Raw genomic sequence first — 22,698 nt, 5'->3', positions numbered from 1 at the left:
TTCAATACCAGCGGGGATTTTAGGGAATTTCGGCGGTAGAACCGGGCTATCTGGAGGCAAGAAACGCCGGCCCGTAGAAAGTATTTTAACGGTAAATTAAAATTTACAGTTGTAGGAGGTGAACAGGATGCTGATGGTAAGCTCTATGGTCACAAACTGGTCTTTGTCGCGGCTGTTGCCCCGCTGACGGCCGGTAACCCCAATAGGCTCACCGGTCACGTACGACCGGTCCTGCAGCCGGTAGGCCACACTGGGCTGCCCGTTAGACAATGCCGGAAATGCCCCCGGCCCTGCATAAGTGGTGCTTACGTCATCCAGATAGTCTGTCTGCGTAAAACGGTACAATGCTTCCAGGCCCACATTCACTTTTTTTGAAATATTATACTTGAAGCCTCCACCGATCAGGAAGGCGTAAGAGACAAGGCTGTAAGGCTTACGGTCGGGATAAAGGGCCGTCCCCTGCCCTTCCGTACGCATGGGCTGCAGATAGTATTTAACCCCGTCCATATAGGCGTAAGGGTTAAAATGGAAAATACTGGCGCCGCCGGACAAATACGGGGAAAACCGATGGTCCAGCGACCCCGGCTCAAACTTGAAAAAATTAAAGTCGCCCTGCAGGGCCAGCTCAACTACATTGGTATTAAAACTGAGGTTCCTGCGACGCTCAAATTCGTTTTTATTATATGCGTCTGAATAACCCAGTTGTAAAAACCGGGCATGGGCACGCACGCCTACATATTCGTTCAGGTATTTGCGGTAGTAAACACCTACCGCCGGCTTGATAGTATTCAAAGCCCCCCTGGTATTCAAATCCCCGAAATATTGCGCCCCCCCGATCGATATTCCCAACTCCCCGACATATTCCAGTTCATTTTGTGCTTTCGCTTCATTGGCCAACAGACAAATGATCGCCAACAGGAACGACAGCACGAAGTTTTTAGGATATAAAAAAGGTTTCAGCATAAATCAGTTCTACTTAAACGCAATAATGCCGGATTTATTTAATGTGTGACCGATGATTTATGCTAACAGCTTGCTTCTCAAATCACTTCACAGGCACAATTGAATTTACAGTCAACAGGCAATATATTTGTAAATGTAGGAATATATTTAACAAATATTATATCCGGCACTCATATTTTGATACGGTTCCGGGCATCGATGCCCCAAAGCAGTTTATTGCGGAGGGTATGGAGGAAATTACTTTCATCGAGCCGTAACAGGCTGATTTTGAACCGCTCTTTTTTAATGGCCAGCTGCACGGAACTGTCAATGGTTTCCATACGGCTGTCGAGCGTACACAGGAACTGGTCGCTCCGGCCTTCCACCTCAAAAGAAATAACGCTTTCATTAGGAACAATAATAGGGCGCACATTGAGGTTATGCGGCGCCACCGGCGTGATCACAAAATTGCCGGCATCCGGAAACACGATCGGACCACCGCAACTCAGGGAATAACCGGTAGACCCGGTGGGTGTGGACACGATCAGTCCATCTGCCCAATAGGTGTTCAGGAACTCTCCGTTCAGGTACGTGTGGATCTTCACCATCGCGGAAGTGTCCTTCTTATGGATGGTAAATTCATTTAATGCATACGGAATTTCGCCAAACAGCGGCACATTGGCGTCCAGGTGGATCAGCGACCGCTGGTCTACCATGTACGTACGGTCCAGCAGCGCCTGTACCAGTGCATGAATCTCGTCTTTACCAATGCTGGCCAAAAAGCCCAGCCGTCCGAAGTTGATCCCGATTACCGGGATATTGGTGTCACGCACATAACACACAGTGTCCAGCAGGGTACCGTCGCCGCCAAGGCTCATCAAAAAGTCTATTTTTCCCGGCAGGTCTTCTGCACAGGAAAACAGGGCTGGTTCCTTCTCAAAAGGAATATACTGTACCAGGATGCGGTAAAACGGTTCGTAAAAAGTAGCGGTGATCTCCGCGCGCTGTAATTCATCCAGCAACAACCGGATGTTGGCTATATCTTCTGAAATAAATCCCCTGCTATAAAGAGCAACCTGCATAATGAACACTTTTTTTGACTACATATCTACACTGGTGTGTAAAAATAGTCCTTTTTGCCCTAACTGGTTAACGCTGTACTCTATACGCAGACAGGTGTCATAGAAAGAAACAATATCGAGGCCTATGCCACCGGTATACAGAAAGCGGTTGTTGAGAAAACCGTTGCCCGGGAACTTGGTATAGGCATAACCCGCGTCACCAAAGGTTTTCGCCAGGATACGCACCGGCACGGTATTGAATTTTTTAGGCACAATGGGCAGCTTGATTTTGAAAGACACCAGTTCCTGCCGCAGCGTGGATTTCAGTATGGCAAAACTGGTACCGTCCACCACGTAGTACTCGAGCCCCCGAAGGTAATCATCCCCATATCCCAGTGCCTGCCGGTTAATATAAGGCTGGTCGTCTGAAAGCTTCACCTGTCCGCGCATTCCCAGCGATAGAAAGGTTTTGCGGTGCACCTGCCAGTATTTGGTGAAATTGAGCCGGAAGCGGACATCGTCTATATCGCTGAGTGGCCCGATTCCCCTTTTGCCGGCTTCTCCCAGGATGCTGATACCTTTAAGGGGATATATCCAGCTGTCCGCCTTTATGTAGGTAAAGCGATAGGTCAGATCGATAAAACGCACGCTGGTGCGACCTTTTCCAAGATAATCCGGACTGAGAATAGCTACCGAATCGGCCACCTTTTCGTAGTTGTAATTAAGAAATACCTGATGCCGTGCGTTAATGGCCTTGCGGTAACTGTAGCGCAGCCCGATCACATATGCCTGCCGCAGGTATTCATCGTCTTTTTTAAAGAACTGCTGTTTATCATTAATAGTGGCATTGTTCACCTCACGGTTACGACTATATGAAAACAGAATTCCCAGTCCGTGACGGAAACCTTTGTCAATATACGGCAGGTTATAGGCGAGTGATATTTTTTGGGTATAGCCGAACTGGAGCGTCGCGTCGAGGCCATCGTTACGGCCGGTCAGGTTTTCCTGCATGCCTTTCACGCCCAGGTTGAGGCGGTTGAACTTATGTCCTTTTTCCACCCACCACTGGTTGAAGTTACGGTCTGCCAGTTTGAAGATGGGGAATGCGAACGTGTACCACCGCTCCCATACTTCAAATACGAGATCTGCACTATGGCTCTCCCAGTTTTTGACGTTGGCAGTGACATTGAGGAAAAGGGAAGTATTGAGTAACTGTTTGCGGCGTTCTTCCAGCGTTTCAGCCAGATCTTTCAGGTAGATGGTATCTCCCGGCACAGTACTGATTTCCCTGAGTATGATGGAGGTACGGGTTTTCTTGTTACCGATAATAACGATGTTTCGGACAACCAGGTAGCCGGAATCCTGCACCAGTGCTGTAGCACCTTCTCCCTCCCCTCTTAGCCGGCCTTCGGCCGTGCCGGATAATCCGATGCCGAGCAGGCATATGATTCCCAGCAAGTAATAACAGCATCTCAGCATTGTAGGCGTCTCTGATTTAGAAAATTCTAAAGTTATTTTAAATGTGTGTCCTTATCATGGAAGATAACGAACCCCTTTAAAATAATCAACAAATAACCGGAAAATTAATGTGACGGCCTTACATACTGATATAATTCATCAGCAGGTCGTAATTCTTTTTGAGCAGGTCTTCTTCCTGTTCTTCAGAAAAGATGTATTTGATGGTGTAGTTAAACCGTTCATAGGTGGCCACGAGGGAGTGCAGCTCCTGACGGTTGGTTTTCAGCAGTACTTCCAGTTTACCGGACGGATCGGTCAACGTGTTCACGCTGAGCAGCGTTACATCATTGGATTCAGCGATACGGGCGATTTCACTGAGGCTATAGTCCCTGGGGTCCATTTCCAGGGCCAGGATGCCACCGGCCTCCTTGACACCGTTATACTGTGCCAGGGCTGCCAACAGGTTATCTTTGGTGATGATGCCCAGGTAGTCGTTTTCTTTCGTAACGACGGGCAGTGCGGACAATTTGAATTCGTAAAATAACTTCAGCGCCTCAAAGAGATGGGCGCCTTCCTGGATGGCAGGGCGGTTGGCGCCGTTATATTGTATGGATTCCAGTTTTATTTCCTGCTCCTCCAGGTCCATGATCTGATCTTCCTCTACCAGCGACATGTACTTATTTTCCACTACCATTGGCAATTGCGTAAGATGATATTCATTCATCAGGCGCAATGCCTTGGCACCTGCATCCGAAGGTTGCAGAATTGGCACGGTGGATATGAGTTCTCTGGCGGTCATTTTCGTGTATTCTTACACAATAATAACAAGAATCTTCCAACAGAAAAAGAAATTACGCGTACAGGCTGTCAGCCGCACCTGCAGAGGGCGGTGTATAGGCTTTCACGGCTTAATTTTAAGCGTTTGGCTGTGTTTTCAGTCTTTCCAGGAAAGCGTGCAGAATCTTGTTAAATTCATCAGGGACTTCCATCATGGGCGCATGGCCGCATTTATCGATAAATTCCAGTTCAGAATTAGGTATAAGCTTTTGGAACTCTTCACCTACCATAGGAGGTGTAACGGTATCATTGCGGCCCCAGATCAACAGTGTAGGTTGTTTAATATCCTTCAGTTCATCGCCCAGGTTGTGTCGGATAGCAGACTTCGCGAGCGTAATGATTTTGATTACTTTCAGGCGGTTGTTCACAATTTCAAACATCTCATCTACCAGTTCCTTGGTAGCTATCTTGGGATCATAGAAAGTAAGCTCCGCTTTTTTACGGATGTATTCATAGTCCCCTCTTTTAGGGTAAGTTTCGCCCATTCCGTTTTCAAACAGGCCGGAGCTACCGGTGAGTATCAGCGACTTAACTGGCGCTTCCGGGTGTTTCAGCAGGTATACCAGCGCCACATGGCCACCGAGGGAGTTGCCCAGCAGGTGTATGTTCTGATAGCCTCTGGTCTCAATAAACTTATGCACAAACTTCGCCAGCCCGCCAACAGACGTTTCCAGGATGTTTAAATCATATAAGGGCAACATGGGTATCACGACCTTGTTATATTGCCGGAAATACTCGATCATGTGCGAGAAATTGCTCAAAGCACCAAAAAGTCCATGCAATAATACCAGTGGTTCTCCTTCTCCTTCTTCTATATAGTTAAACTTACCCTGTGTTTTGATTTCGTAATCCATTGCCAAATCTTGAAAGTCAATTTTACGCTAAAATAATTCTTTTTATTAATCTAAATATTGTCAGGCCGGTTGTAACTGCCGGGCAGCCTTATCAAAGAAAGCCTGCAACTGGGAGAAAATGTCTTTAAAAACAGGTATCCAGTCGCCCATGTGGTCCAATACCCACGGGCCAATAGGTTCGATATAAGGATATATTACTGATTGGAGCTTGGTTTCCGGGCTCAACAGATAAATCTGGTTGGCCATCCACAGTACCACACTGTAAATAATCGTAAATATCAGGGCATACAACAAGATACCGCCCAGCCGGTTCAGCCATCCCATCATGACCATCTCCACCAGCTTCTGCAGGGCTCCGGCGCCCAACCGTACCAATAATACCACTCCCACAAAAAGACAAACGAAACAAAGTACAGGGACCCACCGGGAATGAACATCCCACCGTTGCTGGACTTGCAGGGCCGTTACCGCGGAAAGTTTGAGGGCTACCGCCATTCCCAGCGTTACGGCGATCAGCGAAAATACCGCCACTATCAATCCCCGGGTATATCCCTTGTAAAGGGCAAATACCATGATAATGGCAAAAACGATATCAATCGACAAACTAATACATTTGATTATTTTAATATTGGTTTATTTAACCACTTTGAAAATGATTAAATAAATCAATATTAAAATTATTTAAGGAGTTCTTTCACCATAGCGGAAATGGCCTTGCCATCAGCTTTACCGGCCAGTTGTTTGGTGGCCGCGCCCATCACCTTGCCCATATCGGCAGGGGAAGAGGCGCCTACAGACGCAATAATGTCTGCCAGGGCAACTCTTAATTCGTCTTCGGTCATTTGTTTGGGCAGGAAACGCTCAATTACTTCCAGTTCCTCTTCTTCCTTCTTTGCCAGGTCCTCACGGTTCTGCTGACGGAAAATCTCGAGAGAATCTTTCCGTTGTTTGGCCAGTTTCTGCAGCAATTTGCTCTCATCAGCTTCTGTCAGCTCACCTGTGCTGCCTTCTGCCGTCTTGGCCAGCAGGATGGCCGCCTTGATAGCACGCAGCGCACGCAGGTCTGCTTCTTTTTTGCCCAGCATCGCCGTTTTGATCTCGGCATTGATGTTTGTTTCTAAAGACATATGTGGTTACGTTTAATGGATAATCTGATAGATTATTTGGTTTCTGCCTGTTGTTTCTCCTGGAATTTTTTGAAGAAGTCCCTTGCGAAGGTTTTAAACTCCTCACCCTGGTCACGGTAATTGGTGGCGCGAACATAGGTATCGGCCATGGTCATCATCGTCTGAAAGAAGAAATCAGCCATCTCGTCCACCATCATGTCTTTTGTCCACAGGTCGATCCGCAGGGCGGCTTTTTCTGCCGGGTCCCAGAAAGACACCATCATGGCCTTCGCCTTCATCATACGGTCTTCCTTATTATCGGTAGCGCTCCACTCAATCGTTTCCGGCACTTTATTTTCGTCCAGACCCACCTGGATCTGTATGTTTTTCTTACTCATGTTTTTTTATTAAAGCGCAAAAATAACTAATCATCAGGGATTTTGACATCCGGCTTTATTTTAACAGGTTGGCCAGTGCCGCCCCGGCAGCCTCCCAACTGTTGCCCGGCCTCACCGGTGGCTCCATGGCCAGTAACCGGTTACGCAGTTGTTCATCTTTGTACAACAGGCTCATTTTCTCGGCCAGATCTTCTACACTGGCAGGATCTGTATACAATACCGTATCTCCGCCAGCTTCACGGGCAGCCATGCTTTCCATGGCAATTCCCGGCACGTTACATTGGCGGGCCATATACAAAGGCAAAGGCAAACCATCGAAGCGGGTAGGATATATCAAGGCATAAGCCCCTCCCATGGCCGATGCCAGTTCTTCCATCGTCATATTCTCCTTCCATACCACATCATGACGGAACTTAAAGCTCTCCAGGGCCTTGACGATTTCCGCTCCCGCCGTGGCCAGGTTACCGGCCAGCACCAGTTTCAGGTTGGTACGCTGCCGTTTTTTCAAAGCCGAGAAAGCTTTAAATACCGGCATGATGTTGTTGCGCGGATGAATACTGCCTGTCACCAGGAAATACTCCACGCCACCGGACCATGTTTTTTTAGCCGCCTCGCGGTCGTCCCACTCCAGGGGCCGGAAAAGGCTGCTGACAGCCGGCGCCAGCGCTACCACCTTATTGGCGGCCCCCGGCGCATAACGCAGCAGCTCCTCTTTGGCAGTAGCCGACAGCACAGCGATCCGCGTCGCCCGGTCGAGGTAACGGGTAATATATTTCTTCAGTGATTCCTGCTCCCGCAAGGATTGCAGGCCTGCATCCTTCAGAAACGACAGGTCCCTCAACAGTATGAGCGCCGGCACCTTGCTGCGTAAAGGCAGCGTGCCGTCCAACCCGATATACCATTGGGCGCCAACTGCTTTCATGGCACGGGGCAACTGCCACTCGCGCCACCAGTAGCGGTGCCATCGCTTACCACCTTTCAACGGCAGTACCACCGGGGTAACATTCGCCGGAAAAGTCAGGTGAGCGGGTATCTCCCCATCGAAATAAAAGGTAAAGCGGTGCTCCGGCTGTTGCCGGCAGAGTGCGAATATGATTTCAGTTGCCACCTGTCCGGTATCAGCGGGCAGGTCCCTCCTCAGGCAGGCGGCATTAACAGCAATTTGCATAGTCGTTTCACTTGATGTGACAGCCTGCAAACCTACATTATTTTGCCTTGCCGCAAGACGGATAATTTATGAGCCGGATTTGTTGGTAATGAGGAACTCCAGGGGAGTGGCTATATTAGCCGTATTCCCCAATGATGACAGGGACACGGTTACCTTGTACGTTTTTACCTCTTTCAGATGCTTCAGGGTAACATTGATCGTATTTCCGGTAGCATTGGGCACATCGTCCTGGGCCAGCGGGATGCCTCCGGGGTCTGTTACCACATTGAGCACTATTTTCACGCCTTTGTCCGGCACCCTGGAAGTAACTTTCACCTGGAACGTGAAAGTGCTGTCCATAGCCACATTGGCCTTACCAGCCACCACGCCGGCCAGCTCCACTTTAAGGGCTTCCTCCTGTGTAACAGGTGCAGGGTCCTCATTCTTCTTGTTCTTTTTGCAGGCTGCCAGTGCTATCAAAGCACCTGTGAGTAGTATGGTTAAATAGTTTCTAAGTGACATGCAACAGGGTATATAGGACTAAAATTATATTTTTTTCATATGTAAATCAAATTTTACTTCTTACATCCAGCGCATCCCGCAGGCCGTTGCCCAACAGGTTGAAAGCCAACACCAACAACATGATAGCAACACCAGGGGCCAGCGCCAGCAAGGGGTTATGGGTGATAATGAAATTGTAGTTTTCCTTGATCATCAGTCCCCAGGAGGGCTGCGGCGGTTGTACGCCCACCCCGAGAAAACTCAGGCCCGCTTCCACCACAATGGCGGTAGCGAAATTTCCTGCCGCGACCACCATCACTGGTCCGAGGATATTGGGCAGGATATGCCGGACAATAATACGGCTATGTCCGTATCCCAACGCCCTGGCTGCCTCTACAAATTCCAGTTCCCGCAGCGCCAGTATCTGTCCACGGATAATACGGGCCACGCCCACCCACAAGGTGAGCCCCACCGCAATAAACACCTGCCAGAAACCTTTACCCATGGCGAGCGTCAGGGCAAACACCAACAACAGCGACGGCATAGACCAGACCACATTGACCAGCCACATCACCATATCATCGGTCGTACCTTTGAAATACCCGGCAATAGCTCCCATAAACACGCCGATGGTCAGGGAAATGATCACGGCGACACAGCCCACTCCAAGGCTGACACGGGTGCCTACCAGCAGGCGGCTCAGGATATCACGGCCAAATTTATCAGTGCCCAGCCAGTAGGTGACCGGGAAAATCCTTTCCCTGGTAATCTTCTGTTGCAGCTCCGGCAAAGGGATATCTCCTGCCTGCCGGCTACCGTACCATATTTCACGGAGGTCGTATTTTTCTTCACGCGAAAGGCTTTCATCCACATAACGCTGCACGATCAGCGTGCTGTCCCTAAACTGCCAGGAATGTACCGGCGTCCAGGTAACGTCAGACTCCTGCCCGTACAACAGCTTCCCCAAAAAAGACATCCGGGCCACTGGCTGCGCTTTTTTAACGGCTAGCATATGCACCCGGAAACCAGGATGCTGCCCTCCTACTTCCAGCACCATCCTGTTGGCGTCAGGCGTATTATCCGGCGCTATCAGGTAAGCCAGCAGGCTGGCCAACACGGCCAGCGCAATCACTGTCAGACCAGCCAGCGCACCTTTGTTTTTTTTAAGCCTCTTCCAGGCAGACCGCATACAATTTTTTTATTTGTTTATTTATTCATTCTCATATTGGCTAAGGCAGCAACTCCCCAATAAAAAACAATAAAATGAATAAATGAAGAAATCAAGTCACCTTCCGGCCTTTCCACTGATAACTGCCAAACTTGCCCAACCAGCCGGCGAGAACAATATAAGGAATATGAAATATTTGCCCCGGTATAAACCATACCAGTAAAGCTGTCTTGTGGAAAAATCCTGCTACCGGCACCAGGAAATACAGCTCAACGGTCACCTTAAATAACATCAGGATCAGGAAGGCAGGCCACCAATGCGGTATAAACAATGCAATGGCCCCCATGGCCAGCAAGGCCACATTGAAAAAATATACCAGCAGGAGCATCCACGTAAGGCGACGGTCCTCATACTTATCAGCCTTGGAAGACCAGCGGATACGCTGGTTCATAAACCCGCGCAGGGTCTCTACCGGTAACGTACGTACGATCACGTCGTCATTTTTCAGGTACATCACGCCATCAGGGAAAGCATTATAGATTTTGTACATCAACAACATGTCATCGCCGGAGGCGATATTATCAATCCCCGCAAAACCACCCACTGAATGGAAAACGCTCTTCTCGTAAGCCAGATTGGCGCCATTGCACATGGTACCCGACTTCAGCCGGGCCACTGCTCCTGTAATACCCTGCATCGTCATAAAATCGAGCGATTGCAGTTTCATGAAGAAATTACGTTCCCTGAAGAAACTCACCGGTGCCGCAATAAACTTCGGCCGATGGGTTTCATAGAACCGGACAATGGTTTCTATCCACTTAGGCCCCATAACACAATCCGCGTCGGTAGTCACGATGAGGTCACCCTTGGCCCTTTCAATAGCCATAGAAATGGCCTTCTTCTTATAGGCGTTCAGGCGTTCGTTTTTGGTGAGCATGTCTTCCATCTTCAGCAGACGGACATTGGTGGCCGGAAAACGGGTAACAATGCCCGCTGTATCATCTGTGGAAAAATCATCTACAACGATCACTTCCAACAGGTCAACGGGATATGTTTGCTGTTGCAGCGCCTTTAACAGCACCGGCAGGTTTTCTTCCTCGTCCCGTGCCGGAATAATAACCGTTACAGTTGTAGTTCCTTTTATGGGCTGCGCCGGCACAAATTCCGGCAGCTTCCTCCAGCCGCGGCTATACCATAACATTAACAATCCATATCCAAGTGCCAGTAAGGCTGCAACGATCAAGAAAAAATACATTCAGGTCAGGTTTGTTTTAATAACGGAGGCCAGCTCCTTTGAAATCAGCTGGTGCCCTTTGTCCAGGACCAGCATTTTGCAGGGAAATGAACCATCCATAAACCGGGTGCCCAGAACAGGCGGTATTACCCGGTCATATTTTCCAAATATCAGGAGCGTAAAAATGTGATGGTCCCCCAATAGTTGTCTGCACTTTTTTTTATCCGGCATCATCCGGCGCATCAGTGTCCAGATATTGTACACCTGCTCTCTTTTGACTTGTTGGTTCATCCGGTGTAACGCGAACTTATACACGCTCTGGTTCAGCAGCCCCAATTTACGCCATAGTTCCAGCAGGGTAAAGAACAGCCGGGGATTATCAGTATTATATTTAAAAATACGGTTCCCTATGCTGGTCTGTGTTACAAACATATGCCAGGGGTTGTTCCGGAGGCCGTCTGCCGCCAGCATTACCAGGTTATCAATGCGGTCAGCCATGATTTCCACCAGGCAAAGCGCCAGCCGCCCTCCCATGCTGTAGCCCAGCAGTGAAAAGTGCTCCTTTTCATGTTCCCGCAATACCATCTCCACTACTGCCTTCAGATCTGACTTTTCAAAGGGGCGGTCTTCCTCCCAGCTGGTGTCCCCATGCAGTGGCATATCCAGCGCCACGATGGTAAACCGGTCGCCCAGACCTTCCGCCAGTGGTGCAAAGTGGGCGGCACTTTCACCGAACCCGTGCAGGCAGATCAGCAACTGCGGACCAGTCCCGCTACTGATTCCATGGAACCGGCTTTTAGCATATGGCAGATAAAAATCCATAAGGGGGAACAATGATAGGGAAAAAACCGTAGCCATTTAGATATTTAGATATTTTTTCATTTTTCTATTTGACGGCAGCCAGGTTCCATGAAATGAGAAAATGAAAAAATAAGTACCTGATTAAATAGGCAACTGTTTCGGTTTTGTTAAAAATTTTCCCCGGGAACGGTTGTCCGGCGGGCAAATGGCCGGCCCACCGGCGCCGGGAAGCAGTGAATAAATCAGGGTGGCGGCCGGCATGGTTATATTTCAGGTTAATTCGGTAAATTACGGAAGTACCAAAAAAATCAGAAAACATGGACGCAACAGTTGACAATAAGCAAGCGCTGAAAGGCGCAGAGTTCCTGATCAGGGAAAGTGTACCGGAGGATGTGTTTACCCCCGAAGATTTTTCGGAAGAGCAGCTGATGATTAAAGACATGGCCGATCAGTTCATCAGCAAGGAAATAACGCCGATCGTTGACCGGATTGATAAGCTGGAGGAAGGTTTGATGCCTTCCCTGCTGGAGAAAGCAGGTGAGCAGGGCCTGCTGGGTGCATCCTTCCCCGAGGAATACGGCGGGCTGGGAAAAGATTTTGTAACAGCCACCATCATCAATGAAGGGCTGGGCGCCGGTCACTCGTTTTCTGTAGCTATGGCCGCCCATACCGGCATTGGCTCACTTCCTATCCTGTATTTTGGTACAGAAGAGCAGAAACAAAAATATATTCCCAAACTGGCCACCGGTGAAATGAAAGGCGCTTATGCCCTCACCGAGCCTGATTCCGGTTCCGATGCCCTCGGCGCCAGAACTACCGCCAAACTCACCGAAGACGGCAAACACTATGTGCTCAATGGCCAGAAGAGCTGGATCACCAACTCCGGCTTTGCGGACGTATTTACCGTATTTGCCAAAATTGACGGTGATAAATTCACCGCCTTTATTGTGGAAAAAGGTACGCCCGGCTTCACATTGGGAGCGGAAGAACATAAAATGGGCATCAAAGGGTCTTCCACCCGCCAGATCTATTTCCAGGATGCTAAAATACCCGTGGAAAACGTGTTGGGCGTGATCGGTAAAGGACACCTGATCGCCTTCAACATCCTCAATATCGGCAGGCTGAAACTCTGTGCCGCAGCCCTGGGCGCCGCCAAAAAGTGTATCACCACTACGGTCCAGTATGCCAATACCCGTCACCAGTTCAAACAACCGATCGCCAATTTCGGCGCCATCAAACATAAACTGGCCGAAATGGCCATCCGTACCTGGACAGCTGAATCAGCCCTCTTCCGTACCGCACAGCTGATCGATGAGAAAGAAAAAGAACTGCTCACTTCCGGCAAACCATTCAATGAAGCCCTGCTGGGCGCCGCAGAAGAATACGCCGTGGAATGCGCTATCCTGAAAGTAAACGGCTCCGAAGTACTGGACTATGTGGTGGATGAAGGCGTTCAGATACACGGAGGCAACGGCTTCAGTGATGAGTACATCATCTCCAAAGCTTACCGCGACTCCCGTATCAACCGTATCTTCGAAGGCACCAACGAAATCAACCGCCTGCTGACACTGGACATGACACTGAAACGTGCCATGAAAGGAAAGCTGGACCTCATGAACCCTGCCATGAACGTCATGAAGGAACTGATGAGCATCCCCGACTTCGGCAGCGATGATGAAAGTGCTTTCAGCAAGGAAAGAAAACTCCTCGCCAATTTCAAGAAAGCTATCCTTATGACCGCCGGTGCCGCCGCCCAAAAACTCATGATGAAGCTGGAAACCGAACAGGAAGTACTGATGAACATCGCTGACATGGCCATCGAAACCTTTGTGGCGGAAAGCGCCCTGCTGCGCCTGATGAAACTGGTGCAACATAAAGGCGAAGCTGCCGCTGCACTGCAGACAGACATCGTTCGTACCTACCTCTACGATGCAGCAGACCGTATCAACAAATCCGGCAAAGACGCCATCAACGCTTTCGCCGAAGGCGACGAACAGCGCATGATGCTGTTGGGCCTCAAACGCTTCACCAAAGCAGAACCTTTTAATGCAAAAGAAGCCCGCAGAAAAATAGCGGACCAGCTCATTGCAGAAAATAAATACATCTTTTAGTATTTAGGGATTTTTTGATTTTCGGATTTTTTGATTTCAGGGATTTTAATCCGCCTTACAGCTCCCCGAAATCAAAAATCCGAAAATCCCTAAATGATTAGATATCAATTGCTTTCTCCTATTTCCCTCTTATCTTTACATGATTACGCAGGGATATGAAGCACGTATCGAGATTAATACTCCAGACATTAATAGCCATTGTAGTTCCCCTGTGGGCCAGCAGCCAGGCGTTTATCCGGCTGAGCCAACCTTCCCGGGAACAAACCAATGTAAGCACCGCCCGGCAATTCATCGCCGGCAGGACCTGCACAGGTTGCAAGGTCACCATCAACAATGAAAAGGTATACGTGTACAGCACCGGCACCTTTGCAGTAAAAAAAGAACTTACAGAAGGCAGCAATACTTTCACCATCGTTGCAGAAGACGATAACGGTAAAACCTACACGAAAAACATCACCTGGTATTATGCACCGGTCCCACCGCCCCGTGTGACCAGCACCTTCCGCATCGACTTTATGGAGATATCCCCCAAAGGCAACCTGGAAATGTCTGTAGGTGATACCCTGCATATAAAAATGAAAGGCTATCCCGGGGCCAGGGCCACCTGGTTCAACAATGTGCCGTTGCGGGAACTGCCCGCCTCCCAAACCGGCGGCGTTGCTGGTTATTACACCGGCATGTACGTGCTCCAGCCTTCCGACTCACTGCTGAACGGGAAAATACAGGTCCGCCTGCATAACGGCAGCGAAACCGCCATCCTGAACAGCACCTACCGCTACAGTATGATGCCGCACGGCATCCCGCTGATGGGACGCACCATCGATAACATGACCTATCTTACTTCCGTTGCGGAAGGCGACCGCCTCGGGCCGGACAAAATTGGTTACCTCGATAAAGATGTGCTGCTGCATGTCATCGGCCGGCAAGGCGATTACTTCAAAGTGCGCCTGTCGTCCAACAGGACCGCCTTTATCCCCGAAGCGCTGGTGGATACCGAAATACCGCAGGAGTCCCCTGCCGTGAGCATTGTATCGGACGCTAAAGTGTGGGGCGACGACAAAGCGGATTACGTATCAGTGGAACTGTCGGATAAATTGCCCTACACCTCCACACAGACGGTATCTCCCGGCAAAATCATTGTGGATATACATGGCGCCTATGCGGAACAGGGCATCAGCTCTGTTCTTCAGGGAACACGGGAAATTAACGGCGTACAGTGGCAACAGCCGGCACATGACGTGTTCCGCATGGCCATCTCCCTGAAACATGCGCCATGGGGTTATCAGATTTATTATGAAGGCAACCGTATAACGGTGAAGGTTAAACGTGTTCCGGAAAACCTTTCCCTGCGCGGCCTCGTCATTGGTGTAGACGCAGGGCATGGCGGCAGTAATATGGGTTCCGTAGGCCTTACCGGTGTTTATGAAAAAACACTGACCCTCAATCTGGCACTGCAACTGAAGACCGCACTGGAAAGAGAAGGCGCCAGTGTGATCATGACCCGCACTACCGAGAAGTTCGTTGCCAATGAAGACCGCCTCTCCCTCTTCCGTCGCGCCAATCCGGACCTGCTGTTGAGCATACACCTCAACTCTTCCGGTAACCCGGTGGATGTTTCGGGTACCGCCACTTACTATAAACATCCTTTCTGCGAACCGCTGAATGCAGCTATTCACCGGCGACTGCTGGAAACAGGCCTGAACGATTTCAAAAACAACGGCGACTTCAATTTTATCCTGAACAACCCGACCGAATTCCCGGACGCGCTCATAGAAACACTGTTTATCAGTAACCCCGGCGATGAGGAAGAGATACTAAACCCTCAGTTCCAGCAGGAACTGATCAATAAAATTATCCTGGGATTAAAAGATTATCTGAAAATGGCAGAAGGCAGGTAACTGCTCAATATATTCAAACACAAAGGGCTGATCAACCGATCAGCCCTTTGTTATTTTAATTATTGCTTAATGCCTGAAGATATTTGGCCAGCCTGTTGATAGCCGCCGCAGCAGCATCTATCTGCTCACCGGCTTCTTTCCAGCGGCGTTGTTCGAGCGCTTCCCTTACGCCGGGAATGGTTTTCACGCCATAACCGGTATAGAACCCGGGGGCATAGAGCGTGTGTTTGTACCAGGGGCGGGAAGGCAGCCCTTTATCACTGAGCAACTGTTGTTCTGCCTGATAAAGTTGTTTGTTGAGCTGTGGCCTGCCTGTGGCCAGTTTACCGGAAAAGCCCTGAGTCACGGTGTCCAGCGCCGCGAGCGCATTTTGCAGCGGGCTAAAGTCGATGTAAGGCACAGCAGCCCTGGGAGCGGGTGGCGACAGGTGTTTGGCCGTATCTGTTGCCAGCTGGTATTTATTTTCCCGTATCAGCTGGTTTTCCACAGCGGTCGTCTCACGCAGGTCGGATGCCAGCTCGGTGAGCTCACTCACGTACCCGTTCACTGTTTCATACAGTTTGCGGAAATCAAATGGCAGTGTAACTGCATTGGCTATACGTAAAGCGGTATGTCCGGCAGTCTGTGACAGTGCCACGCCGTAGCTGAAAGTAGGGTCTTTGAACCGTACATAGTTATCATAGGAGTCGTAGATGGAGTGGTATTCACCGCCTGCGTCTTCTCCGCCGAAGCCGAGGTCCAGCGAAGGCACACCCAGGTGTTGCAGGAAAGAAGAGTAGTCAGAACCAGAGCCCATGGCGCTGATGGCAATTCCCTGGCGGGACAGCTTTTCCTTCTTTTGTTTGACGGTAGCGGCCCTAAGCACGTCGGCAGCCTGACGGCGGGCGAGTATGCTGACTTTCGTCTGCGGGTCGATGATATCACGACCTACCTGGTTGATCAGCGTCTCCAGCGCATGAGAACCGCTGGCATTGAGGAACCCGCGGCCGTTGTTGTCGGAGTTGATATATACCACGGCTTTCTCCTGCAGTTCAGCTGCATGGTCCTCCACCCATTCAGTGGAACCGATGAGCCCTGGCTCTTCTCCGTCCCAGGCGCAGTACACCAGGGTGCGGCGGGGTTTGAAGCCTTCCTTGCTGAGTTCACCGATGGCTTTGGCTTCTTCCAGCAATGCCGCCAGACCGCTGACAGGGTCTGCTGCGCCGTTAACCCAGGCATCGTGGTGGTTACCGCGTACTACCCACTGGTCCGGCTCTTCAGCGCCTTTCAATTTAGCGATCACGTTATGACAGGGGCGTATTTGCCAGTCGAATGCCAGTTTAAGATGTACTTTGGTTTTTCCTGGTCCTATGTGATAGGTGAAAGGCAGCGCGCCGCGCCATGCATCCGGCGCCACGGGGCCGTCCAGCGCTTTGAGCAAAGGGGCTGCGTCGTGGTAACTGATAGGCAGTACCGGTATCTTCAGCAGATTGGGCGCCTGCAGGCGGTCCAGCCTTTTAGCATTGGCAGTAGAGCCTACATTGGGCGTGAGCGGGTCTCCGGGATAGATCACCATGTCCATGATAGAGCCGCGTTGTACGCCGTATTCATTTTTGAAGGCGCCCTGTGGATAAACATCGCCGGCAAAGTAGCCGTCATCTTTAGGATCGGAATAGATAATACAGCCAATGGCGCCGTGTTCCTGTGCCACCTTGGGTTTGGTGCCACGCCAGGAGCGGCCGTATTTGGCGATAACGATCTTACCACGCACATCAACCCCGGCGCGTTCCAGGTATTCATAATCTTCCGGGAGGCCGTAGTTCACAAAAACCAGCGGGGCTGTTACGTCCCCGTCAGCACTCCAGCAGTTATAAGTCGGCAGCTGGCCTTCCTGGCCGGAGGTGCCGTCTTCTTTGAGGGCAGGTTCCTTTAAAACGGCTTTATAGGTGGTAGGACCGGTCATTTCCAGCAGGCGCTCTTTGGGAGTAGGGAATAGTACCTGGTAGGTAACGATTTCCGCCTCCCAGCCGTAGCTTTTAAAACGTTGCAGGATATCGTCTGCCACGGCTTTTCCCCTTGCAGAGCCAATATGATGTGGCTGGGCAGAAAGGGACTTGATGGCTTCCCCAATATGGCTGCTGCTGAGATGCTGGTCAAAACGGGCTTCCAGCTGTTGCTGGCGGGCTGCCTCGCTGTCGGTATAACCCAGCATTTTTTTGTCCTGCGCTACCAGGGTGCTGCCGGTGCATATGGAGATGGCCAGCAGGCGATAAAAAAGCGTTTTTTTCATAATCGGAGGTTCAGATCTGTTGGTTGACGAAAAGAAAGTTGGTATATCAGACAATATACAAATAGTCCACCATATCGATGGACCTTTTTGACGAAGAAATTATCAACATAACTTTTTGTTATTGTCCATAATCATAGGTTATAGGGCAAACAGTCCACTTAATCAGTAGATTAATCTATATTTGTGAACACTTTCATAGCTTTATCCTGTGAAACCATCCGTTAAACTTTTATAAAGAGGATATATGTCAAATACGATTCAGGAGTTCAACGACTACCGCAGTAAGATGAACGAAGTGATTCTGGGAAAGCAGAACAAAGTGATTAACAGGCTGTTCAACCTCGATACCAACACCTATGCCGAAGGTGCGCTGAGCACGAAGACGAAGGAAATGCTGGGACTGGTAGCCTCTATGGTGCTTCGTTGTGACGACTGCATCAAATACCATCTGGGCAAATGCCATGAACAGGGCATCAGTACCGAAGAGATGTATGAGATCTTTGCGGTAGCCAACATCGTGGGCGGAACCATTGTTATTCCGCATACCCGCCGGGCAGCTGAATATTGGGAAGAGCTGAATAATCAGTAACTTTACAGGATACATATAGACATACTCATATATACTTAACTCATACAAATGTCAACAGCAACTATAGCTCCGCAGGCCTTAACAGCCAAAGATTTTGCAACGGACCAGGAAGTGCGCTGGTGCCCTGGCTGCGGCGACTACTCTATACTTAAACAGGTACAAACCATTATGCCTTCGCTGGGCATTCCCCGCGAAAATATTGTGATCGTTTCAGGTATCGGCTGTTCTTCGCGCTTTCCATACTACATGAACACTTACGGCATGCACTCGATCCACGGGCGTGCTACGGCCATCGCTTCCGGCCTCAAGGCTACCCGCCCTGAGCTGAGCGTATGGATCGTTACCGGCGACGGCGACGGCCTGTCTATCGGTGGTAACCACACTATCCACCTGCTGCGCCGCAACTTCGATGTGAACGTGATGCTGTTCAACAACCAGATTTATGGCCTCACCAAAGGACAATACTCTCCTACTTCCGAAGAGAACAAAGTGACCAAGTCCACTCCTTTCGGCAGTATCGACCATCCGTTCAACCCGCTGGCACTGGCACTGGGCGCTGACGCCACCTTCATTGCCCGCAGTATGGACCGTGACCCGAAACACCTGCAGGAACTGCTGAAACGCAGCCACGCCCACAAAGGCGCTTCCTTCCTGGAAATATACCAGAACTGCAACATCTTCAATGATGGCGCATTTGAGATATTCACCGAAAAATCCAGCAAAGCAGAAGAAACCCTGTTCGTAGAACAAGGACAACCGCTGATCTTCGGCGCCCAGAAAAATAAAGGCATCCGCCTCGATGGCCTCAAACCTGTTGTAGTGGAACTGGGCAGCGAATACAGCGCCGCCGACCTCTGGATACACGACGAAAGCGACTTTTATAAAGCACAGCTGCTGACACGCCTGTTCGACGACCCGCGTATCGAAGGACATATGCCACGGCCTTTTGGCGTGTTCTATCAGACACAACGTCCAACTTACGAAGCAGTAATGGCCGCTCAACTCGAAGACGCCCTCTCCAGAAAAGGAGCCGGCGATCTGGATAAGTTACTGGCCGGAAATGAAACATGGACAATTACAGCGTAAGCTCATACAGCTAAATAAGAAGCAGGAAGCCCGTTGATGTACTATCAACGGGCTTCCTGCTTCTTATATAATCTCGTTTATAATCTAGTGGCCTAATGTTCCCAGCTCAAACATCACCTTATACAATAACACCACTCCAAAGATGATCATGCTCACACCGGCTATACGGTTCAGCCATTCCACATTGGTGAGTGTGAGTTTATGGCGGATTTTGTCGGAGATGAACACTTTGAGGATATCCGCGGAGAGCACGAGCGACAGGCATACGCCATACATCACGAACCGGTGGCCAACAGACGTGGCGGCATTGGCCACACATACGCCCAGCCAGAAAATGATTACACCGGGATTAAGGGTGTTCATCAGAAAGCCGGCCAACCATATCTTCAGATAGTCGTGTGTACGGAACATCTCCGGCTTTTCATCACCGGTACTGATCCTTACCTTTTTGAAGAAAAGGCCGTAAAGGCCCATGCCAATCAGCAGAAAACCGCCTACTACGCCAATAGAACGTTTGTATTCTTCCAGTCCGTTGATAAAGGAGGTTGCCAGGTTTCCGGTCACCACAAAGAAAATATCACTCATAGACACGCCCAGCGCAAAGCTGATACCTGCCTTGAAACCATTATTGATACTGTACTTGATGATGGCGAATATTACAGGCCCCACCGATAACGACAGAAATAATCCCAGTCCTAATCCAGCTACAATTGATGTTATCATGCGTATATATTCGGGGTCACGGGTTATGCCTGATGCTTCACTGTTTTACCGGCCAGGAATTTCTCCCAGTCTTTCAGTTTTTCTCCTTTCATTACCCGTGGGAATTTATTCATCGCGCCTTCTTTGCCTTTGCAACGCAGGTAATCGATAAATACTTCGTTAGGCAGTACTTCCACAAACACCTCTTTCAGCGCAGAAGTTCTTTCCACGGCATAGTCGTCGTTCACTTCAGCCAGGGTCTGATCGATGATTTCCCGGATTTTAGCCACATCGGCCACCGGTTGGTCTGTACCAATATACCAGCGGTGCGCGAACAGGTTTTCGTAAGGGAAACCAGCCACGGTAAACTCACGGATGGTAATGCCCATCTTTTTCTGTACCGTGTCGATAGCCTTGTTCATATTGTCAACGCTCATATGCTCACCGGCAAGGCTGAGGAACTGTTTCGTACGGCCCACGATCACGATTTCATGCTCCTTCACGGAAGTGAATTTCACCACGTCACCAATCAGGTAACGCCAGGCTCCTGCGCAGGTAGACAACATCACCGCATACTCCACATCTTCCACCACCTCGTTGATCATGTAAGATTTGGGATTAGGCTTTACTTCCCCGTCTGCGTCGAAGTTTTCCTCATTGAAAGGAATGAATTCGTAGAAGATACCGGCGTTCAGCACCAGTTTGATGCCTCTTACGTTTGGACGTGCCTGGAAACCGAAAGAGCCTTCAGAGGCCATGTAAGTCTCTATGAAGTTGATCGGCTTGCCCAGCAGTTTCTGGAAACTATCCCGGTAAGGTTCAAAAGACACCCCGCCATGGATATAGATAGCCAGGTTAGGCCATATCTCGTGAATATTTTTTACGCCATGGTATTTGATGATCTCTTCAAACACGATCTGTACCCAGGCCGGCACACCACAAACGGTGCCTACGTCCCAGGTTGGCGCCTTACGCACGATCAGTTTGATACGCTGTTCCCAGTTGGGCTTACGTGAAATGCTGCCCCCCGGCTTATAAAAACGGCGGAACCACTTCGGGATATTCTTGGCCTGGATGCCACTCATATCTCCTTCGTAATAGTCGCCCTTTTCAAACAGGGAGGTAGTACCTCCCAACATCAGGATACCTTTTGTAAAAGACTTTGGCGGAATGTTGAAGTTGACCATGGAGTACAACTGCTTCACTCCTACCTTCTTCACCGTCTTCAACATGGCTTTGGTAACAGGAATATGCTTGCTGGCAGACTCGGACGTACCGGAGCTCAGCGCAAAATACTTGATCTTCTCGGGCCAGCTTACGTTAGCTTCCCCTTCCAGGCAGCGGTACCACCACTCTTTGTGCATCTTACTGTAGTTATGCACAGGTATTTTCTCCCGGTACTGACCGATAAAATTCGGACTGTCCAAAATGTCCTGGAAATCGTAGTGCCGGCCAAACTCAGTATCCTTGGCCTTCTCCAACAGACGGTGCAGCACCTGCAGCTGGTATTGGCGAGGTGTACCTAACTTAAACGTGAACTTCTTCCTGATACGTAGTGACCTGGAAATCAGATTACCTATGATGGCCATTAACTTTCCCTCTCTTTAAATGAACTGCAAAAATAAGTTGAATAATGAATATAAACGCGAATAACCAGTTATAGGTTGCAAGTTAACGAATAACACATGTATTTTTTAATAATAACGCCGTAAAATTGGCAACCGGCAATTGATAATTCGTTTTTACCTTTGCGGCATGCTAAAATCTACTTTACTCAAAGCTACAGAAGCCGGCGGAAAAATACTCCAACAATATTTTAACGGGGCATTTGAAGTGAGCAGCAAAAGCACAGTCAACGACCTCGTAACAGAGGCGGATAAAAAATCTGAAGCGGTAATTATCGAGGTAATACGCCAGACTTACCCTGACCACTTCATTCTCAGCGAGGAAGTGGGCGCCATCCAAACAGATTCTGCTTTTAAGTGGATTATTGACCCGATAGACGGCACGGTCAATTTTGCCAATGGCATTCCCATCTGCTGCGTCTCCATAGGCGTGGAAAAAGAAGGGGAAATGGTGCTGGGAGCGGTATACAATCCTTTTATGAACGAGCTGTTCATCGCTGAAAAAGGCAAGGGCGCCACCCTGAACGATAACCCCATCCATGTGTCTGCCAAAGCAAACGTAGCCACCTCCTGCCTGGTGACCGGATTTCCCTACAAATGGGAAGAAAGTGACAATAACCCTTTACAGGTGCTCACCAGCGTAATTAAGCAGGGTATTCCCGTGCGCCGCCTGGGCTCCGCGGCCATAGACCTCTGCTGGGTGGCCTGCGGCCGGTTCGATGGCTTCTGGGAACATCATCTCCAGGCCTGGGACAGCGCTGCCGGCTACCTCATGGTAGAAGAAGCAGGCGGCAAAGTGACCCACTTCTCCGGTGACAAATATTCTCCCTATCAAAAAGATATACTGGCCACCAACGGCCATATCCATAGTGAATTGCAGCACCTCATTAACGGTAAATAAGTATTGGAAA

21 protein-coding genes are annotated in these 22,698 nt (G+C 49.6%); 5 read left to right on the top strand and 16 right to left on the bottom strand.

Translation table 11 applies throughout. The annotated features are described in order from the left end of the window. Nucleotides 1-96: 96 nt before the first annotated feature. The 13 genes from HGH92_RS13100 to HGH92_RS13040 form a co-directional block, all read right to left on the bottom strand. A complete protein-coding gene (locus HGH92_RS13100) occupies nt 97-963 on the bottom strand; it encodes a DUF6089 family protein (RefSeq protein ID WP_168871153.1) in 867 nt (288 codons plus the stop codon). A gap of 170 nt (nt 964-1,133) precedes the next feature. Next, nucleotides 1,134-2,024, bottom strand: a complete 891-nt coding sequence (locus HGH92_RS13095) for an NAD kinase (RefSeq protein ID WP_168871152.1) — start codon at nt 2,022-2,024, stop codon at nt 1,134-1,136. Nucleotides 2,025-2,042: 18 nt separating this feature from the next. Continuing rightward, nucleotides 2,043-3,482 (bottom strand): POTRA domain-containing protein, encoded by a 1,440-nt coding sequence (locus HGH92_RS13090; protein WP_168871151.1) that lies wholly within the window; start codon nt 3,480-3,482, stop codon nt 2,043-2,045. A gap of 118 nt (nt 3,483-3,600) precedes the next feature. Continuing rightward, entirely contained in the window at nt 3,601-4,260 is a 660-nt protein-coding gene (locus HGH92_RS13085) for a CBS domain-containing protein (protein WP_168871150.1), read from the bottom strand. A gap of 115 nt (nt 4,261-4,375) precedes the next feature. Further along, complete coding sequence (locus HGH92_RS13080) at nt 4,376-5,152, bottom strand: alpha/beta fold hydrolase (protein WP_168871149.1); 777 nt, start codon at nt 5,150-5,152, stop codon at nt 4,376-4,378. Nucleotides 5,153-5,212: 60 nt separating this feature from the next. Further along, nucleotides 5,213-5,755 carry a CvpA family protein gene (locus tag HGH92_RS13075; RefSeq protein WP_168871148.1) on the bottom strand — a complete coding sequence of 181 codons (543 nt, stop codon included), beginning with the start codon at nt 5,753-5,755 and terminating at the stop codon, nt 5,213-5,215. Nucleotides 5,756-5,829: 74 nt separating this feature from the next. After that, nucleotides 5,830-6,279 (bottom strand): GatB/YqeY domain-containing protein, encoded by a 450-nt coding sequence (locus HGH92_RS13070; protein WP_168871147.1) that lies wholly within the window; start codon nt 6,277-6,279, stop codon nt 5,830-5,832. A gap of 32 nt (nt 6,280-6,311) precedes the next feature. Next, the gene (gene gldC / locus HGH92_RS13065) at nt 6,312-6,656 is read right to left on the bottom strand and encodes a gliding motility protein GldC (protein WP_168871146.1); all 345 of its coding nucleotides are present in this window, start codon (nt 6,654-6,656) and stop codon (nt 6,312-6,314) included. 55 nt (nt 6,657-6,711) lie between these two features. Beyond that, nucleotides 6,712-7,824 (bottom strand): glycosyltransferase, encoded by a 1,113-nt coding sequence (locus HGH92_RS13060; protein WP_168871145.1) that lies wholly within the window; start codon nt 7,822-7,824, stop codon nt 6,712-6,714. 66 nt (nt 7,825-7,890) lie between these two features. After that, complete coding sequence (locus HGH92_RS13055; protein WP_168871144.1) at nt 7,891-8,325, bottom strand: hypothetical protein; 435 nt, start codon at nt 8,323-8,325, stop codon at nt 7,891-7,893. 46 nt (nt 8,326-8,371) lie between these two features. Continuing rightward, on the bottom strand, nt 8,372-9,493 hold the full coding sequence (locus tag HGH92_RS13050) for an ABC transporter permease (protein ID WP_168871143.1): 1,122 nt from the start codon (nt 9,491-9,493) through the stop codon (nt 8,372-8,374). Between the two features lie 91 nt (nt 9,494-9,584). After that, nucleotides 9,585-10,727, bottom strand: a complete 1,143-nt coding sequence (locus HGH92_RS13045) for a glycosyltransferase (protein WP_168871142.1) — start codon at nt 10,725-10,727, stop codon at nt 9,585-9,587. Next, entirely contained in the window at nt 10,728-11,528 is an 801-nt protein-coding gene (locus HGH92_RS13040; RefSeq protein ID WP_168871141.1) for an alpha/beta hydrolase, read from the bottom strand. It abuts the gene before it with no gap. A 296-nt stretch (nt 11,529-11,824) separates the two neighbouring features. On the opposite strand from HGH92_RS13040, the gene HGH92_RS13035 reads away from it, so the two are divergent. Both HGH92_RS13035 and HGH92_RS13030 read left to right on the top strand, forming a co-directional pair. Continuing rightward, complete coding sequence (locus tag HGH92_RS13035) at nt 11,825-13,618, top strand: acyl-CoA dehydrogenase family protein (protein WP_168871140.1); 1,794 nt, start codon at nt 11,825-11,827, stop codon at nt 13,616-13,618. A 155-nt stretch (nt 13,619-13,773) separates the two neighbouring features. After that, nucleotides 13,774-15,516, top strand: coding sequence for an N-acetylmuramoyl-L-alanine amidase (locus HGH92_RS13030; RefSeq protein WP_168871139.1), 1,743 nt, complete (start codon nt 13,774-13,776; stop codon nt 15,514-15,516). 55 nt (nt 15,517-15,571) lie between these two features. Here the strand turns inward: HGH92_RS13030 and HGH92_RS13025 are convergent, their stop codons facing one another. After that, a complete protein-coding gene (locus tag HGH92_RS13025) occupies nt 15,572-17,785 on the bottom strand; it encodes a transferrin receptor-like dimerization domain-containing protein (protein WP_168871138.1) in 2,214 nt (737 codons plus the stop codon). 244 nt (nt 17,786-18,029) lie between these two features. On the opposite strand from HGH92_RS13025, the gene HGH92_RS13020 reads away from it, so the two are divergent. Further along, on the top strand, nt 18,030-18,374 hold the full coding sequence (locus HGH92_RS13020) for a carboxymuconolactone decarboxylase family protein (RefSeq protein ID WP_168871137.1): 345 nt from the start codon (nt 18,030-18,032) through the stop codon (nt 18,372-18,374). Between the two features lie 48 nt (nt 18,375-18,422). Continuing rightward, nucleotides 18,423-19,460: a 2-oxoacid:ferredoxin oxidoreductase subunit beta gene (locus HGH92_RS13015; RefSeq protein ID WP_168871136.1), complete on the top strand. Its 1,038-nt coding sequence runs from the start codon at nt 18,423-18,425 to the stop codon at nt 19,458-19,460. Between the two features lie 84 nt (nt 19,461-19,544). On the opposite strand, the gene HGH92_RS13010 is transcribed toward HGH92_RS13015, so the two are convergent. Both HGH92_RS13010 and HGH92_RS13005 read right to left on the bottom strand, forming a co-directional pair. Further along, nucleotides 19,545-20,183 carry a LysE family translocator gene (locus tag HGH92_RS13010; protein ID WP_168871135.1) on the bottom strand — a complete coding sequence of 213 codons (639 nt, stop codon included), beginning with the start codon at nt 20,181-20,183 and terminating at the stop codon, nt 19,545-19,547. A gap of 23 nt (nt 20,184-20,206) precedes the next feature. Further along, complete coding sequence (locus tag HGH92_RS13005; RefSeq protein WP_168871134.1) at nt 20,207-21,751, bottom strand: GH3 auxin-responsive promoter family protein; 1,545 nt, start codon at nt 21,749-21,751, stop codon at nt 20,207-20,209. A gap of 166 nt (nt 21,752-21,917) precedes the next feature. Here HGH92_RS13005 and HGH92_RS13000 point away from each other — a divergent pair, with 166 nt between their 5' ends. Beyond that, the gene (locus HGH92_RS13000; RefSeq protein ID WP_168871133.1) at nt 21,918-22,688 is read left to right on the top strand and encodes an inositol monophosphatase family protein; all 771 of its coding nucleotides are present in this window, start codon (nt 21,918-21,920) and stop codon (nt 22,686-22,688) included. Nucleotides 22,689-22,698: the final 10 nt, after the last annotated feature.

It is taken from the genome of Chitinophaga varians, assembly GCF_012641275.1.
In the GTDB taxonomy this organism is placed as follows: Bacteria; Bacteroidota; Bacteroidia; order Chitinophagales; family Chitinophagaceae; genus Chitinophaga; species Chitinophaga varians_A.
This window is presented reverse-complemented; position numbering and strand designations above follow the sequence as displayed.

Coding starts and splice junctions, on each gene's coding strand:
- HGH92_RS13030 (WP_168871139.1), top strand. CDS start 13,774: ATGAAGCACGTATCGAGATTAATACTCCAGACATTAATAGCCATTGTA.
- HGH92_RS13055 (WP_168871144.1), bottom strand. CDS start 8,325: ATGTCACTTAGAAACTATTTAACCATACTACTCACAGGTGCTTTGATA.
- HGH92_RS13025 (WP_168871138.1), bottom strand. CDS start 17,785: ATGAAAAAAACGCTTTTTTATCGCCTGCTGGCCATCTCCATATGCACC.
- HGH92_RS13045 (WP_168871142.1), bottom strand. CDS start 10,727: ATGTATTTTTTCTTGATCGTTGCAGCCTTACTGGCACTTGGATATGGA.
- HGH92_RS13040 (WP_168871141.1), bottom strand. CDS start 11,528: ATGGATTTTTATCTGCCATATGCTAAAAGCCGGTTCCATGGAATCAGT.
- HGH92_RS13050 (WP_168871143.1), bottom strand. CDS start 9,493: ATGCGGTCTGCCTGGAAGAGGCTTAAAAAAAACAAAGGTGCGCTGGCT.
- HGH92_RS13020 (WP_168871137.1), top strand. CDS start 18,030: ATGTCAAATACGATTCAGGAGTTCAACGACTACCGCAGTAAGATGAAC.
- HGH92_RS13060 (WP_168871145.1), bottom strand. CDS start 7,824: ATGCAAATTGCTGTTAATGCCGCCTGCCTGAGGAGGGACCTGCCCGCT.
- HGH92_RS13085 (WP_168871150.1), bottom strand. CDS start 4,260: ATGACCGCCAGAGAACTCATATCCACCGTGCCAATTCTGCAACCTTCG.
- HGH92_RS13000 (WP_168871133.1), top strand. CDS start 21,918: ATGCTAAAATCTACTTTACTCAAAGCTACAGAAGCCGGCGGAAAAATA.
- HGH92_RS13010 (WP_168871135.1), bottom strand. CDS start 20,183: ATGATAACATCAATTGTAGCTGGATTAGGACTGGGATTATTTCTGTCG.
- gldC (WP_168871146.1), bottom strand. CDS start 6,656: ATGAGTAAGAAAAACATACAGATCCAGGTGGGTCTGGACGAAAATAAA.
- HGH92_RS13005 (WP_168871134.1), bottom strand. CDS start 21,751: ATGGCCATCATAGGTAATCTGATTTCCAGGTCACTACGTATCAGGAAG.
- HGH92_RS13100 (WP_168871153.1), bottom strand. CDS start 963: ATGCTGAAACCTTTTTTATATCCTAAAAACTTCGTGCTGTCGTTCCTG.
- HGH92_RS13070 (WP_168871147.1), bottom strand. CDS start 6,279: ATGTCTTTAGAAACAAACATCAATGCCGAGATCAAAACGGCGATGCTG.
- HGH92_RS13015 (WP_168871136.1), top strand. CDS start 18,423: ATGTCAACAGCAACTATAGCTCCGCAGGCCTTAACAGCCAAAGATTTT.
- HGH92_RS13035 (WP_168871140.1), top strand. CDS start 11,825: ATGGACGCAACAGTTGACAATAAGCAAGCGCTGAAAGGCGCAGAGTTC.
- HGH92_RS13095 (WP_168871152.1), bottom strand. CDS start 2,024: ATGCAGGTTGCTCTTTATAGCAGGGGATTTATTTCAGAAGATATAGCC.
- HGH92_RS13090 (WP_168871151.1), bottom strand. CDS start 3,482: ATGCTGAGATGCTGTTATTACTTGCTGGGAATCATATGCCTGCTCGGC.
- HGH92_RS13080 (WP_168871149.1), bottom strand. CDS start 5,152: ATGGATTACGAAATCAAAACACAGGGTAAGTTTAACTATATAGAAGAA.